Origin of the sequence: Tardiphaga sp. 866_E4_N1_4, assembly GCF_052076075.1 — a bacterium.
Lineage (GTDB): Bacteria > Pseudomonadota > Alphaproteobacteria > Rhizobiales > Xanthobacteraceae > Tardiphaga > Tardiphaga robiniae.
The window spans coordinates 5245135-5260500 of the sequence record NZ_CP197242.1 but is presented as its reverse complement, the minus strand read 5'-3'; the positions used below and the strand labels follow the sequence as shown (position 1 = coordinate 5260500).

General features: G+C 61.7%; 16 protein-coding genes. 5 read left to right on the top strand and 11 right to left on the bottom strand.

Annotated elements, in window-relative coordinates:
* Positions 1-59 precede the first annotated feature (59 nt).
* Positions 60-728 carry a 3-oxo-tetronate 4-phosphate decarboxylase gene (gene otnC, locus AB8B20_RS25325; RefSeq protein ID WP_439073198.1) on the top strand — a complete coding sequence of 223 codons (669 nt, stop codon included), beginning with the start codon at positions 60-62 and terminating at the stop codon, positions 726-728.
* A gap of 6 nt (positions 729-734) precedes the next feature.
* On the opposite strand, the gene AB8B20_RS25320 is transcribed toward otnC, so the two are convergent.
* The 8 genes from AB8B20_RS25320 to AB8B20_RS25285 form a co-directional block, all read right to left on the bottom strand.
* Positions 735-989 carry a ParE family toxin-like protein gene (locus AB8B20_RS25320; RefSeq protein ID WP_439057169.1) on the bottom strand — a complete coding sequence of 85 codons (255 nt, stop codon included), beginning with the start codon at positions 987-989 and terminating at the stop codon, positions 735-737.
* A complete protein-coding gene (locus AB8B20_RS25315) occupies positions 986-1186 on the bottom strand; it encodes a hypothetical protein (protein WP_231078082.1) in 201 nt (66 codons plus the stop codon). Before AB8B20_RS25315 ends, AB8B20_RS25320 begins: the two co-directional genes overlap by 4 nt.
* A gap of 32 nt (positions 1187-1218) precedes the next feature.
* The gene (locus AB8B20_RS25310; protein WP_068733264.1) at positions 1219-1923 is read right to left on the bottom strand and encodes an ABC transporter ATP-binding protein; all 705 of its coding nucleotides are present in this window, start codon (positions 1921-1923) and stop codon (positions 1219-1221) included.
* A complete protein-coding gene (locus AB8B20_RS25305; RefSeq protein ID WP_068733262.1) occupies positions 1907-2641 on the bottom strand; it encodes an ABC transporter ATP-binding protein in 735 nt (244 codons plus the stop codon). Before AB8B20_RS25305 ends, AB8B20_RS25310 begins: the two co-directional genes overlap by 17 nt.
* Positions 2638-3621, bottom strand: coding sequence for a branched-chain amino acid ABC transporter permease (locus AB8B20_RS25300; RefSeq protein ID WP_176454485.1), 984 nt, complete (start codon positions 3619-3621; stop codon positions 2638-2640). The genes AB8B20_RS25305 and AB8B20_RS25300 overlap by 4 nt, the downstream gene beginning before the upstream one ends.
* Entirely contained in the window at positions 3621-4454 is an 834-nt protein-coding gene (locus AB8B20_RS25295; RefSeq protein ID WP_210269314.1) for a branched-chain amino acid ABC transporter permease, read from the bottom strand. Before AB8B20_RS25295 ends, AB8B20_RS25300 begins: the two co-directional genes overlap by 1 nt.
* Positions 4455-4721: 267 nt before the next feature.
* Positions 4722-5972: an ABC transporter substrate-binding protein gene (locus AB8B20_RS25290; RefSeq protein ID WP_068733256.1), complete on the bottom strand. Its 1251-nt coding sequence runs from the start codon at positions 5970-5972 to the stop codon at positions 4722-4724.
* 81 nt (positions 5973-6053) lie between these two features.
* Entirely contained in the window at positions 6054-6872 is an 819-nt protein-coding gene (locus AB8B20_RS25285; RefSeq protein WP_439073199.1) for a putative hydro-lyase, read from the bottom strand.
* 119 nt (positions 6873-6991) lie between these two features.
* On the opposite strand from AB8B20_RS25285, the gene AB8B20_RS25280 reads away from it, so the two are divergent.
* The 3 genes from AB8B20_RS25280 to AB8B20_RS25270 are packed head-to-tail and all read left to right on the top strand — an operon-like array spanning position 6992 to position 10129.
* A complete protein-coding gene (locus tag AB8B20_RS25280; RefSeq protein ID WP_439073200.1) occupies positions 6992-7909 on the top strand; it encodes a LysR family transcriptional regulator in 918 nt (305 codons plus the stop codon).
* 41 nt (positions 7910-7950) lie between these two features.
* On the top strand, positions 7951-9198 hold the full coding sequence (locus AB8B20_RS25275; RefSeq protein ID WP_439073201.1) for a Zn-dependent hydrolase: 1248 nt from the start codon (positions 7951-7953) through the stop codon (positions 9196-9198).
* Positions 9199-9220: 22 nt separating this feature from the next.
* Complete coding sequence (locus AB8B20_RS25270) at positions 9221-10129, top strand: NAD(P)-dependent oxidoreductase (RefSeq protein ID WP_439073202.1); 909 nt, start codon at positions 9221-9223, stop codon at positions 10127-10129.
* Between the two features lie 70 nt (positions 10130-10199).
* On the opposite strand, the gene AB8B20_RS25265 is transcribed toward AB8B20_RS25270, so the two are convergent.
* Positions 10200-11276 (bottom strand): tartrate dehydrogenase, encoded by a 1077-nt coding sequence (locus AB8B20_RS25265; protein WP_439073203.1) that lies wholly within the window; start codon positions 11274-11276, stop codon positions 10200-10202.
* Positions 11277-11421: 145 nt separating this feature from the next.
* Between AB8B20_RS25265 and AB8B20_RS25260 the strand changes: the two genes are divergently transcribed.
* Positions 11422-12201, top strand: coding sequence for an SDR family oxidoreductase (locus tag AB8B20_RS25260; RefSeq protein WP_439073204.1), 780 nt, complete (start codon positions 11422-11424; stop codon positions 12199-12201).
* A 167-nt stretch (positions 12202-12368) separates the two neighbouring features.
* Here the strand turns inward: AB8B20_RS25260 and AB8B20_RS25255 are convergent, their stop codons facing one another.
* Positions 12369-13280, bottom strand: coding sequence for a 4-(cytidine 5'-diphospho)-2-C-methyl-D-erythritol kinase (locus AB8B20_RS25255; protein ID WP_439073205.1), 912 nt, complete (start codon positions 13278-13280; stop codon positions 12369-12371).
* Between the two features lie 4 nt (positions 13281-13284).
* The gene (locus AB8B20_RS25250) at positions 13285-15072 is read right to left on the bottom strand and encodes a tetratricopeptide repeat protein (RefSeq protein WP_439073206.1); all 1788 of its coding nucleotides are present in this window, start codon (positions 15070-15072) and stop codon (positions 13285-13287) included.
* Positions 15073-15366 lie beyond the last annotated feature (294 nt).

The window sequence follows — 15366 nt, the reverse complement described above, 5'->3', positions numbered from 1 at the left end:
TGCCAAAGCGTGGGAAAAAGCATCACGAGGAAATGCCAAGAAAAGACCGAGGACATCCGGTGACTGACACAAAGCTGCGTGAAGAGATCTGCCGGCTCGGCCGCTCGCTGTTCGACCGCGGGCTGACGCCGGGCTCATCAGGCAATATCAGTGTGCGCTGCGATGATGGCGGCTGGCTCGTGAGCCCGACCAATGCGTCACTGGGCTCACTCGATCCGGCCCGGCTGTCGCGCCTCGACAGCAACGGCCGCCTCACGTCTGGCGATCCGCCGACCAAAGAGGTTCCGCTGCATACGGCACTGTATGAGACCCGCAGCGCCGCCCGCGCCGTGGTGCATCTGCATTCGACCCATTCGGTGGCGGTGTCGATGCTGCCGGAGATCGATCCCCGCGCCGCGCTGCCACCGATGACGCCCTATTACCTGATGAAATGCGGCGCGACGGCGCTGGTGCCATATTATCGACCGGGCGATCCGGCCGTCGCCGACGCCATTAAGGGCCTCGCCGGCAAATATTCATCGGTGCTGCTGGCCAATCACGGCCCCGTAGTGTCCGGCGACACGCTGGAAGCAGCGGTCTATGCCATCGAGGAGCTCGAAGAAACCGCGAAACTCTATCTGCTGCTGCGCGGGCTCAACCCGCGGCACCTAACGCCCGCGCAAGTGAAGGACCTGGTGGCGACGTTCGGGCTGGTTCTGCCGGATCATGACCGACACGGGCACGATTGAACTGCGTTATTTTATAAGTCGATTGTAGACCGCGTGCGGACCGATCCAGAACCACACCAATCCATCATCGACTTCGACCGCGAGCGCGCGATACTGCCGCCCCACCCGCGCGGAGAGATAGCGGCCTACTTTCTTGAGATGGATCGACGGGTGGCTTGGGTCACTCTTCAAAAGAGCGAAGTTTTTGTCGGCAAGCAACCGTACATGGTCGGGTAATTTTTGATACGCCGCCCAGAAAGCCGGACTGGCGTGATGTTTCATAGTTCCCGCGTCCGCCCATCGCGGTGCGCTTTCAGTGCCTCTTCAGCCAAGCGATCCAACCGACCAGACAAGGCATCGGCTTCGATCTGACGGTCGAACCGCTCTGCCTCGAACGCCTCGAACCACGCTCGAAACCGCTCCAACTCTGCCGGGGGCAGGCTTTCGACGGCCTTCTCAATATCTTCGACATTGGACATAGCGAGACTTTAGCACAACGGCGACCGGCCGCCTACAGCCCCAGATACGCCTTGCGCACATCCGGATTGGTCGCAATCTCCGAGGCCTTGCCCTGCATCTGGACGCGGCCGGTCTGCAGGATATAGGCGCGGTCGGCGATCTCCAGCACTTCGGCCATGCGCTGCTCGACGATCAGCACAGTCATGCCCGCGTCGCGGATCTTGATGACCGCCTGAAAGATCTCGTCCACCAGCTTCGGCATGATGCCCTGCGACGGCTCGTCGAGCATCAACAGGCGCGGACGGGTCATCAGTGCGCGGCTGATGGCCAGCATCTGCTGCTCGCCGCCGGACAGGGTTTCGGCGCGCTGCTCGAGACGTTCGGAAAGGCGCGGGAACAGGTCGAACACCAGCTTCAACGGCTCGTCGCGATCGGGCTTGCCGCGATACATGTAGCTGCCGAGGCGGAGGTTGTCTTCCACCGACAACCGCGGAAACAGCCGGCGGTTCTCCGGCACATAGGCGATGCCGCGCGCGGTGATGAGATGCTGCGGCACGCCGTTGATCTGCTCGCCATCGAAGGTGACAGTGCCCGAACGCGGACGCTCGGCGCCGGCGATGGTCTTGATCAGCGTCGACTTGCCGGCACCATTGGAGCCGCAGACGGCGACGATCTCGCCCTTGGCGACGTCGATGGTGACGTCCGAAATGGCGACCAGCCCCTGATAGGCGGTGGTGGCCTCACGCACCGACAGCATGGCGATCCCCGAGATATGCACTGATGACTTCAGGATGCCGCACGACATCCGCGGGTTTGCCCTCGACGAGCTTCTTGCCGAGATTGAGCACGATGGCGCGGTCGACCAGCGGCATGACGATTTCCATGACGTGTTCGACCATCAGCACGGTGACGCCGGTCTCGCGGACCTTGCGGACCAGGGCCACGCCCGACTGCGCCTCGAGCGGCGTCAGGCCGGTGAGACATTCGTCGAGCATCAGGAGCTTCGGTTCGGTGGCCAGCGCACGCGCTACTTCGAGGCGGCGCTTCTCCGACGGAATGAGATCCCTAGCAAGCTTGTCGGCGCGCGGGGCAAGACCGCAGAACTCAAGCACCTCATGTGCCTTGCGCCGCGCATCGCGCATCTTTTCGTTGCGGATCAGCGCGCCGACGATGACGTTGTCGATCACGGTCATGGTCTCGAAGCTCTTCACCACCTGGAAGGTGCGCGCGATACCGCGCTGGCAGCGTTCCGCCGCCGGCATCTGCGTGACGTTCTCGCCGTTGAACCAGATCGTGCCCTGCGTCGGCGGCAGCACGCCGGCGATCAGGTTGAACAGTGTCGACTTGCCGGCGCCGTTCGGCCCGATCAGGCCGACGATTTCGCCAGCGCCGACGGAGATCGAGACGTCACTATTGGCGATCAGGCCGCCGAAGCGCTGCCAGACGCCACGGGTTTCGAGAAGAGGTGTCGTCATTGCGGCACTCCTTTCGAAGCCGGACGTCGCGAGAACAGGCCGATCAAACCATCGGGCCGCGCCAGCGAGATCACGACGATCACTGCGCCATAGAGGATGAGATCGACGCCGCGGCCGGAGCCGCCGATGAAGGAGCGCGTCAGTTCGGTCATCGGGATCAGGATGACCGCGCCGAGCACGGGTCCCCATAGCGTACCGATACCGCCCAGCACCGCCGGCAGTGCCATCAGCAGCGAGAACTGGAAGGTCATGACGCTTTCAGGATCGATATAGGAGACGAACTGCGCATAGAAAGCGCCGCCGATCGCGGTGAGGAAAGCGGAGACGGCAGCGGCGCCCATCTTGGAATTGAACACCACGACGCCGAGGCTTTCGGCCGCATCGGGATTATCCTTCACCGCGCGCCACCAGAAGCCCCATTTGGAGTCTTCCAGCCACCAGGTGATGAACCAGGCGACGCAGCAGAACACCAGCGCGAAGTAATAGAACGGCAGCTTGCTGCGCGTGAACTGGAACTTGGCCCAGCTATCGCCGCGCACGGGAATGTCGATGCCGAGCGCCGCACCGGCATAGTCCCAATTGTGGAACAGCAGGAAGCCAATTTCGGCGATGACGATGGTGGCGATGACGAAATAGTGGCCGCGCAGGCGGAAGGTCGGATAGCCCAATGCGAGCGCGATCAGCGCGGAGATGACGCCACCGCCGAGCATGCCAAACCACGGCAGCACGCCGAATTTGGTGAACAGCAGCGCCGTCGTATAGGCGCCGAGGCCGAAATAGAGCGCGTGGCCTAGCGAGATCTGGCCGCAATAGCCGCCAAGGATATTCCAGGCCTGCGACAGCGCCGCATACATCAGGGTCAGCACCATGATGTTCTGGACATAGACGTCCTTGACGAAGAACGGCACGCAGGCGGCGATGGCCGCAAGCGCGGCGGCAAGGATGAGGTCGCGGCGGCGACGTTGGGTGAAGCTGTCCATCAGATCGATCCGAACAGGCCGCGCGGCCGGACAAAGACGACGAGAAGATAGACGGCATAGATGCCGACCGATTTGAGCGACGGCGGCAGGATCATCGCGGTGGTCGCCTCGACCAGGCCGACGATGATGCCGCCCGCGAACGCGCCGAACACGCTACCGAAGCCGCCGAGCGCCACGGTGACATAAGCGATCAGCGCAAAGGACGCGCCCACATCAGGGTAGATATAGAAGAAGATCGCCATCACGCCGCCGGCAAGGCCGATCAGCGCCGAGCCGAGACCCCAGCCGAGCGCGAACACCTTGTTCTTATCGATGCCGACCAGCGCCACGGCACCGGCATCCTCACGGGTCGCTTCGAGCGCGCGACCGAAATCGGTCTTCTTCATGAAGAAGTAGAGTGCGCCGAAGGCGGCGATCGAGATCAGCGCACCGACCAGCTGCGGCACCGGCAGGAACACGCCGAAGATCGAGATGGTCTTGCCGCCGAGCATCGAAGCCGGGATGCTGCGATAATCCGGGGTGAAGAAGAACTGCGCGAGGCCGCGCATCAGAATGGCGAGGCCGAAGGTTGCGAAGATCTGCACCATGCCGATATTGGCCTTGGCCCGCATCGCGAAGCGTATGATCACGAGATAGATCACCGCGCCGAACACGAACATGCCGGCGGCCACCAGCGGGATCGACAGCAGTGGGTCGACCGCCCAGAACATGAACAGGAAGAAGGTGAGATACATCGCCAACATCAGGAATTCGCCATGGGCGAAGTTGGTGACGTCCATCAACCCGAAGATCAGCGCGAGGCCGACCGCGAGCAGGCCGTAAAGCAGCCCCATCAGCAATCCGCTGGCAAGGCTCTGGATGATGGTCGCGGCGGTCACGAAGTAATCCTCTCTGTCTGTCGTCCCCGCGAAAGCGGGGACCCATAACCACCGACATCACAACTGGGCGATGCCGGTCAGACCAGGTGCAAACCAATCCTTCGGAGGATATGGATCCCCGCCCCCCGCACGCCTTCGGCGTGCTAGGAGGGGATGACACCGGAGTATGTGATGACATCGTCGAGTCCGACGACGCCACCACATGCGTTTAGAGAACGCGCCTTACGGCATCGGCCAGATCGCATCCGCCACGGCGGCCTGCGGCGGGAAGATGGTGACGAACTTGCCACCGTTATACTGCAGCAGCACCGGGTCGGCGTTGTTGTTCTGGCCCAACTCGTCGAACTTGACCTTCGCCCACGGCATGATCGTGCTTTCGCCAGGCATGTCGGTGGCGACCAGCGCTTCGCGGATCTTCTCACCATCGGTCGACTTGGCGCGATTGATGGCGTCGGCCATCACGATCAGGCCCATGAACTGGCGCGAGGAGTAGTCGTTGAAGTCCTTACCGGACTTCTCCTTGAACATGTCGTTGATCTTGCCGACCATCGGACGCTTGGCGGCGAGATCGAGTGAGAACGAACCGCGCGAGATGACGCCCGGAATCTTGTCACCGACCGCATCATACAGCGCCTTCTCGGAGAAGCCGGCGTCCTGTGCGACGATGTTCTTGGCCTTGTAGCCGAGTTCGCCCATGGTCTTGATGAGCAGGATGCCATCGGTGGTGTAGCTCGACGGCATCAGCACGTCGGCATTGGCAGCCTTGAGCTGCTGCACTTCGGCAGTGAGTGACGGCGAATTGGCGCGATACTTGATGTCGGCGACGATTTTGTAACCGCGGTCGGCAGCGAGCTTGAGCTGCGCATTCGCCGAGTCCGTGCCGAAGATAGTGTCTTCGTGGAACAGCGCCAGCGTCTCGATCTTCTGGCCTTTTTTCTTCAGCGCATCGAAGAAATCGAACATCGCCGTCGAGAACATTTCGTCATGCGGGGCGGCGCGGAAGTAATATTTCAAGCCGCGGCGATGCAGGCTTGGCGATGAGTTGTCGGCCGACAGGAACGGGATCTGGTAGCGCTCGCAAATCTGGCTGACGGTGACGGCGACGGCGCTCTGATAGGTGCCGACGATGGCCGAAACCTTCTCCTGGGTGATGAGACGCTCGGCTTCAGCGCGGCCCTTCTGCGGATCAGCCTGATGGTCGGCGAATACGAGACGCACCTTGGCGCCGCCGAGACCGGTGAAGCCTTCGCCCTTCGCCATCGGCAATGCGAAATCGTAATCCTTGTTGATGATATCGGCAGCAGTTTCGAAAGCTTTCTGCGCGTCGACGCCGATCTGCGCGCTGGCGCCGGACAGCGGATAAATCACGCCGATCACGACTTCCTTGACCTGCGCGCGCGCAGGCTTGGCCAGAGGCAGCAGCGCGGCGGAAGCGGCGCCTCCAAGCAATACGTTTCGGCGAGAAATCGTCATGTCTTTGTCCTTTGTGACCGGCGGCTATCGATGAAACTAATCAAGGTTACGGTAAAGCCCGAAAGATCGGCAAGCTGCTTCTTATAAAACAGCCAAATGCTTATTCTTGAGGTCTGTGACGAGCATGACACCCGGCGCATGCGTAATCGCGAACGGCACGCGCGCTGCAGCAATGACGGCTTGCGGCGTCACGCCACATGCCCAGAACACCGGGATTTCATCGTCGTTGATGTGCACCGCATCGCCGTAGTCAGGCTTGCTGATATCCTTAATGCCGATCGACTGCGGCAGGCCGAGATGTACCGGCGCACCATGCACTGCGGGAAAACGCGAGGTGATCTGGACGGCGCGGATCGCATCAGCCGGCTTCAGCGGCCGCATCGACACCACCATCGGCCCGGCGAACGGGCCTGCGGATTTGCAGGCGATGTTGGTGCGATACATCGGCACCAGCACATCCTGTTCGATATGACGGATCGGCAGATCGTCGGCCATCATGGCTTCTTCGAACGAATACGAGCATCCGATGACGAAAGAAACGAGATCGTCGCGCCAGTACTTCGTCACATCGTAAGGGCGATCAATCGCCTCGCCATCCTTCCAGACGACATATTGCGGAATGTCAGTCCGGATATCGAGATCAAGACCGAGCGCGGGAATGCTTGGATTGCCGACATCCGACATGCCGATGATCGGGCACGGCTTCGGATTGAGCTGGCAGAAGCGATGAAAGGCTGCGGCCTGGGCTTCCGGCAAAATCACGAGATTGCCCTGGACATAACCCGGGGCTACTCCGGCGGTGCTGCCATATTTGCCCGCGCGATATTCGCGGCGAGCAACCGCGCTGGGCAAATCCGAGGATCGATCGTCGCTTTGCTGCGCTGCCGAAGAAATAGCCATCTTAGTGTCCTGCCTAATTCTGCCTCGACACGCACTGAAACTCAGGGCTAGTATAATGTCTAATCGTTGTTTTTAATCGACATCCATAAATCCTACTTATCGATAGCCGGATCGCATCCATGGCGGACTTCAAGGCGCTGGAGACTTTTCTCTGGGTGGTCAATCTCGGCAGCTTCCGCGGCGCGGCCCAGAAGCTCAACACGACCCAGCCGGCAATCTCCCAGCGTATCGCGCAACTGGAACAAGAGATGGGCGTGCGGCTTCTGCAGCGTGACCGCCGTATGGCCTCGCCGACGACGGCCGGACGGCAGATGCTGGTCTATGCCGAAAAGCTGATCGGCCTGCGCTCAGAGATGATGGCGGCGGTTGGCGATCGCTCGGCAATGCGCGGCGTGCTGCGGCTCGGCGTCGCCGAGACCATCGTCCACACTTTGCTGACGCGGCTGATCAAGCACGTCAACATCTCGTATCCGAACCTGTCGCTCGAAATCGAGGTCGATATCACGCCGAACCTGAATGCGCGGTTGCAGGCACAGGAGATCGATCTCGCTTTCGTGCTCGGGCCGCTTTCGACATCCAACATTCGCAACCGTGTGCTGTGCGACTACCCCGTCGGCTTTCTCGCCAGCCCTTCGCTCAAGCTCGGCGACGGTCCACTCTCGATCCACGACCTCGCGAAATTTCCCATCATCACCTTCTCGCGCAAGACCCGGCCCTACGAGATCGCGCGTTCGCTGTTCAACCGGCCCGACCTGCCACCGATCCGGCTGCACGCCAGCGCGTCGCTGTCTACCGTGATGCATATGGCGATTGAGGGCTTAGGCATAGCACTGATCCCGACAGCCATCATCGAGAACGAACTCGCGGACGGACGCCTGCAATTGCTCAATACCAACCTGCAGCTCCAGCCGCTGACATTTTCGGCAAGCTGGCTCGCGTCACCCGACACGGCCGCGATCGAACTCGTCGCAGGCATTGCTGCGCAACTGGCGCAGAACAGCCCATTGGTTGACGAGCCGGCATCGCCGGGTCATTGAAAAGCAGGCTCTTCAACACAAACTTTCTCGGGACAGACCGCATGACCAAGCTTGGCGACAACCTCAAAATCGATTCCGCGCGGCTCTGGGACACCATCAACGAGACCGCAAAATTCGGCGGCACGCCAAAAGGCGGTGTGCGGCGTTTGACGCTCGGGCCTGAAGACAAACTGGTCCGCAACTGGTTTCGCAAAGCCTGCGAAGACGCTGGCCTGGAGGTGCATGTCGATGCCCTCGGTTCGATGTTCGCGCAGCGCAAGGGCCGCGACATGTCTAAGGCGCCGATCGGCATCGGCTCGCATCTCGATACCCAGCCGACCGGTGGCAAGTTCGACGGCATTCTCGGCGTGCTCGGCGCGCTCGAAGTCGTCCGCACGCTGAACGATGCCGGCATCGAAACCGAGATGCCGATCTGCATCGCCAACTGGACCAATGAAGAAGGCTCGCGCTTTGCGCCGGCGATGATGGCCTCCGCCGCCTATGTCGGCGACTTCACCACCGACGACATTCTGTCGCGCAAGGACATTGCAGGTGTCACCGTCGGCGAAGCGCTCGACGAGATTGGCTATCGCGGCGACGTTGCGGTCGGCACGCAGAAATTCTCGGGCTTCGTCGAACTGCATATCGAGCAGGGCCCGATCCTGGAGGCCGAAAGCAAGACCATCGGCGTAGTCGATTCCGGCCAGGGTGTGCTGTGGTTCGACGGCAAGATCACCGGCTTCGAGAGCCATGCCGGCTCGACCCCGATGCCGCTGCGCAAGGATGCGCTGGCGACATTGTCGGAGATCGTGCTCGCCACCGAGCGTGTGGTCAGCAATATCGGCGCGCTCGGCACCATCGGCGAAGCCGTGATCGCAAATCCGTCACGCAATGTGATCCCCGGCGAGATCGCCTTCACCATGGATCTGCGCAGCGCCGACGCCGGCAAGCTGGACGCCATCGAGAAAGGCGTGCGCGATGCCATCAAGGAGATCGCTGCGCATCGCAAGGTCGACGTCGCCTTCGACAAAGTCTGGCACAAGCCGCCGACGCACTTCAACAAGGACTTCGTCAATGCGGTCGAGACCGCTGCGACCTCGCTCGGCTACTCGCATCGCCGTATCACCTCTGGCGCCGGCCACGACGCCTGCAACCTCAACAACATCATGCCAACAGCGATGGTGTTCATTCCGAGCAAGGATGGTATCAGCCACAACGAGCTCGAAAGCTCGACGCAGGAAGATTGCGCCGCCGGCGCCAATGTATTGATGCATACGGTGCTGGCGCTTGCCGGCGTCGCATCGAAGTAACGAAGACAGACAGGGGATAGTGATGCGGGGTGTATTCGTCGATGCCAGCGAAGAGCTGGCGAAGATTCTGGAACGGCTGACGCAGCCGGGCGACATCGCAATCAAGATCAATCGGGATGAGGACATCAAGTCGAGCGATCTGCCTGAGGTGCTGGACGGCGCAGAGATCGCGATCGTCGATCACACCTATCTGCCGACAGACGTTGCGAAGCAGAGCACGGGCCTCAAGCATGTGGTGTTTCTCGGCACCGGTGCACGCAGCTATATGCATATCGAGGAGCTTGCTGCGCTGGGGATCGAGGTGCACCTGATCCGCGGCTATGGCGATACCGCCGTCGCCGAATGCGCCATCGCGCATATGTGGGCTGCCGCGCGCGGCCTTGCCCAGCAGGACCGTGAAATGCGGGGCGGCAACTGGCTGCGCGATGAAGGCATGGAGCTCACCGGCAAAACGGTTGGTCTGATCGGCTTCGGCGGCATCGCTGCGGAAGTCGCGCGTATTGCGCTCGGCTCGGGCATGAAGGTACTAGCCTGGAACCGGTCGCCGAAGTCCTATCCTGGCGTGACCTTCACCGATCTTGACACGGTACTGTCGACCAGCGACGTGGTCTCGATCCATCTGCTGCTGAATGACGAGACGCGCGGCATGATCACACGCGACCGCATCGCGCAGATGAAGAAGGGCGCCATCCTCGTCAACACAGCGCGCGGAGCCGTGGTCGATGAAGCGGCGATGATCGATGCGCTGCGGTCTGGTCATCTGCGCCATGCCGGCCTCGACGTGTTCGACATCGAGCCGCTGCCGGCCGGCCATGTACTGACGACACTGCCTAACGTGACATTATCAGCGCATTCGGCTTTCCGTACGCCCGAGGCGAGCGTGAACTTGATTGCCGCAGCCTGGAAACATTGCCGGCGGATCGCCGCCTAACCTTCGAGCCCCCCGAAACGACAATGCCCGGCATGAAGCCGGGCATTTTTTGCGCATCAGTGGCAGGAGCTTATTCGATCATCTCCGCGACGGCCTTGCCGCAAGCGCCTGTATCGGCCTGACCGCCAAGATCGCGCGTGCGCAGCGTGCGTTCACCGAGCGTGCGTTCGATCGCCTTGACGATCGAATCCGCTGCAGCCTTCTCGCCGAGATGTTCCAGCATCATCGCCCCGGACCAAATCATGCCGATCGGATTCGCAATGCCCTGCCCGGCAATATCCGGCGCCGAGCCATGCACCGGCTCGAACACCGACGGGAAATCGCCAGTCGGGTTGATATTGCCGGATGGCGCGATGCCGATGGTGCCGGTGCAGGCCGGGCCCAAATCGGACAGGATGTCGCCAAACAAGTTGGATGCAACCACGACGTCGAACCAGTCCGGATGCATCACGAAATTCGCGGTGAGAATGTCGATGTGATACTGGTCCCACTTCACATCGGGATAGTTCGTGCCCATCGCCTTCACGCGTTCGTCCCAATAGGGCATCGTGATCGCGATGCCGTTGGACTTGGTCGCCGAGGTCAGGTGCTTCTTCGGCCGCGACTGCGCGAGGTCGAACGCGAACTTCAGGATGCGGTCGACACCGGTGCGGGTCATCACCGTCTGCTGGGTAACGAATTCACGGTCGGTGTCCGGGAACATGCGACCGCCGACGGATGAATATTCACCTTCAGTATTCTCGCGCACCACCCAGAAGTCGATGTCGCCGGGCTTGCGACCGACCAGCGGACAGGGCACGCCGGGCATCAGGCGCACCGGGCGCAGATTGACGTATTGGTCGAATTCGCGCCGGAACTTGATCAGCGAGCCCCACAACGAAATGTGATCCGGAATCTTTGCCGGCAGGCCGACGGCGCCGAAGTAGATCGCATCGTGCTTGCCGATCTGCGCCTTCCAGTCGTCCGGCATCATCTGGCCGTGCTTCTCGTAATAGTCGTAGGACGAGAAGTCGTAGTGATCGAAATGCACCTTCACGCGATGCTTTTTCGCTGCCGCTTCAAGGACACGCAGGCCTTCCGGCATGACTTCCTTGCCGATGCCGTCGCCGGGGATGACCGCGATCCGATATTCTTTTTGTGCGCTCACGTGGGGTTTCCTTCGCCAGTAATTCTGCCTGCAGATGTGGACCAAAGCCGGCCTGCGATCAACGCTGCACTGCAATGTTGACCGGTTTTGCCGCAGGGGCCTAACTCTGTCGCAGACAATCCCTTCTGCAATCCAGAGGCATTCCATGGATCTTCATTTGCGCGGCAAGCGCGTCCTGATCACGGGCGCATCCAAGGGTATCGGCGCGGCGGCCGCGGAAGCGTTTGCCGAAGAAGGCTGCGATCTCCGCCTCGCGGCCCGCAATGTGGAGCAGATGCAAGCGCTGGCAGACCGGCTGCGCTCTAGCCACCAGATCGACGTCGCCGTGCATGGTGTCGACCTGCGCAAGCCGGACGATCTGGCGTCGCTGGCGGCAGCCGCCGGCGATATCGACATCCTCGTCAACAATGCCGGCGATATTCCCGGCGGCTCGCTCGACAAGATCGACGAACCGACCTGGCGCCATGCCTGGGACCTCAAAGTGTTCGGCTTCATCAATCTGACGCGCCTCGTCTATGCGCAGATGAAGGCCCGCGGCCACGGCGTGATCGTGAACGACATCGGCGCCGCCGGCGAGAAGTTCGACGCCAATTACATCTGTGGCAGCGCCGGCAATGCCGCGCTGATGGCGTTCACCCGGGCGCTGGGCGGAAAAAGCCTGAAGGACAATATCCGCGTGGTCGGCATCAACCCGGGCCCGGTGGAGACCGAGCGCCACATCACGCTGATGAAAACCCGCGCCAAGGCGCAATTCGGTGACGAGAATCGTTTCCGGGAATTGCAGCAGGGCCTGCCGCTGGGCCGCGCTGCGAAACCGCGCGAGATCGCCGATATGATGACGTTTCTGGCGTCAGAGCGCGCGGGCTATACGACCGGCGTGATCTACACGGTGGATGGCGGATATAGCGCTGGATGGGGCAGTTAGTCGCTTTTCTTAACCTCGCCCCGCTTGCGGGGAGAGGTCGGAGCACGAGCGGCAGCGAGTGATCCGGGTGAGGGGGAGCCAGTGTTTCACTCGCTGGCTCCACTCACCCGTCGCGGACTTCGTCCGCGCCACCCTCTCCCCGCAGGCGGGGCGAGGGAAAAAGCGCGCTAGCTCAGCGCGCCGGCATGCACCCACCACAGCGGGTGGGCGAGTTGAATGACACCGGCCGCGCGTCGCGCATCGGTGTCATTGCCAAACAGCGCAAAGCAGGTCGCGCCCGAACCCGACATGCGAGCCAAGCGAACGCCTTCGGCACCGCGCAAGGCCGACAGCACGGTGTCAATCACGGGCTCGACCTTCAATGCGGGCGCTTCAAGATCATTGTTTCCGGCATTGAGCGCGTCGATCCAGGCATCGAGTGAGCCGCCTTCATTCGGCCAGGTAGCCCGTTTCAGGACGTCTTTGACGCCGGCACGCAGCTCGCCATTCTTCAGGCCGAGCTCCTTGAACACATCCTTGGTCGCTACCGGCACGCGCGGATTGACCATCACGCAGGGCAAACGCGGAATGCTGAGCGGCAGCAGGTTTTCGCCCACGCCCGTCATCACGCAGGCGTGCGACGGCACGCAAACCGGCACATCGGCGCCGGTCAGGCGCGCCACTTCGAGCACGCGGGGATCGTCCATTTCGAGATTGTTGGCGCGCACCAGGAGGCGGAGCGCTGCGGCAGCATCCGCCGACCCGCCGCCAATGCCGGCGGCAACCGGCAAGTGCTTGTCGAGTGCAAAGCGCCCGAATGTGAGACCCTCGACGCGCTCGCCGAGCAGCCGAGCGGCCTTGATCACGAGATTATCGGCGGTGTCGCCGCATTCCTGCGCGCGCGGGCCGGTCGCGGTCAGCGACAGATCGCCGCCCGCATCCAGCGTCAATCTATCGGCGCAATCGGCAAAGGCCACGACGCTTTCGAGATCATGATAGCCGTCAACTCGACGGCCGATGACGCGCAGGGTCAGATTGACCTTGGCGCGCGCATTTTCTTCGAGAACCGGGCTCGTTGAACCGGTCGTGCCCCCAACCATTGAATCAGCCGCCTTTACCGTCTTCTTTTTTCTTGTCGTTGGATGCAGCCGACGACGATGGCTCGTCCGACAGACCGTTTTCCATCTTGGCTTCGATCTTCGGAATCTCTTCGGTTTCCGGCTTCAGATCCTTGGCGTGCTGCCACTGGAACTTGGCTTCCAGCTTGCGACCGACGCGCCAATAGGCATCGCCGAGATGGTCGTTGATAGTCGGATCTTCCGGCTTCAGGTCGATGGCGCGCTCAAGTTGCTTTACGGCATCGTCGAAATTGCCGATGCGGTAATAGGCCCAGCCGAGCGAGTCGACGATGTAGCCATCGTCCGGACGCTGATCGACGGCGCGCTTGATCATCTTCATGGCGTCGTCGAGATTGATGCCCTGATCGATCCAGGAATAGCCGAGATAGTTCAGCACGTGCGGCTGTTCGGGCTGCAATTCGAGAGCCTTGCGCATATCGACTTCAGCCTTGGCCCACTGCTTCGAACGCTCAAGGCAGATGCCGCGGAAGTAGAAATACACCCAGTTCGGCTTGTCCTGGTTGGCGGCGATGACATCGATGCCCTTGGTGTAGGTTTCGGAGCAGTCCGCAAACTTCTTGCGCCCGCGTTCGATATTGCCGAGCGCCATGATGGCTTCGAGATCCCGGGGATCGTCGGCGACAACACCCTTGAGAATCTTGATGCCTTCATCGCTGCGATCAGCCGCATCGAGATCGGTGGCCTGCTGGATCTGCGCATTGCGCTTCAGCGCCGAATTGGCCGGCACGCGCTCATAGACCTTGATGGCCATCTGCGGCTTCTTCACCGACTCGTAGAGATCGGCGAGCGACAGCAGCGCCAGCGAGTGGTCCGGCTTGAGATAAAGCGAGAGCTGCAGATAGACCAGTGCGAGGTCTTCACCGCCGCGGCGGGTCAGCGATGCGCCAATGCCATAAAGTGCTTCAGCAGCGCCGGCCTGCGGGCTGTCGACCAGCGGCGCCAGCTTCTTGCCGGCCTTGGTCTCGCGGATGCCTTCCAGCACCAGGGGGTGACGGGCGAGCTTCTTGTTGAAGGTCTCGTAGATGCCGAGCGCTGCCGCATCGTCCTTGTTGCGCGACGTCCAGCGGCCATAGGCGTCGACCACGCGCAGCGCGGAGTCGTCGAGCTTGTAGGCACGCTCGAAACGGGCGCCCGCATCCTTCTGCTTGTTGGCAAGATCGAGGATCAGGCCAGCATGCAAATCCTTGAAGATCGGATACCATTCCGGACCGGCCAGCTTGTCGATATTGGCAATCGCCGTCTTGCTCTCACCGGCGCCGTAGCCGGCCCAGGCCGACAGCAGCGTCGCAACGAGGTCGGTGATCGGGCCGCGCACCGACTGGTTGATATTGGTCTGCGCGGCAGCGTATTTCTTCAGCTTGAGATCGCGCACGCCTACGACGAGACGGGCAACGCGGTTCGACTTGTCGATGGTGAGGATGCGATCGGCGAGCTTGACGGCCTCTTCGATATCGCCGTCAGCGAGCGAGGAGATGAAGGCGCGATCGAGCAGTTCGTTGTTCTTCGGATCGGTGCGCAGAGCGGAGCGGTAAAACGCCGCAGCCGAGGTGGCATCGCGCTCCACGCTGGCATGGCGGGCGGCCAGATAACTGCCGGCGGTGGTAAGCGACTTCAGATCGCGGGAGGTGGGAAACTGGGCAGCCGAGCTATCGCCGGTATGATCCGGGGTTTGCGCCAGCAGCTGACCGGGCATCGCGAGGACGGCGACCGTCGCGGCAGCGAGCGTCAAACGATTGAAACGGATGGACAACATAGGGTTCGCCTAGCTCCAGGATTTACGGGCAGGATATCGAGCAAAATGCGAGCAGGACTGCAAGACAGGCTCGGATGCGCAGCCGACCCGGCAATAGTGCGCATGCCAACAATGCCGCGTTTGGCGGTCAATCGCAAGGATCGGGGGCGCGATCGCACCAATGGCACCTTGAAGCCTGTCAGCAATTGGGCCGCCGGATTGCGCCACTGCCCCTGAAAACGCTCGCACTGTGGCGTTATCGTGACATCCGGCCGGTGTAGCGGCCCGCGAACAGGCGCCGCCGCTCACACAATC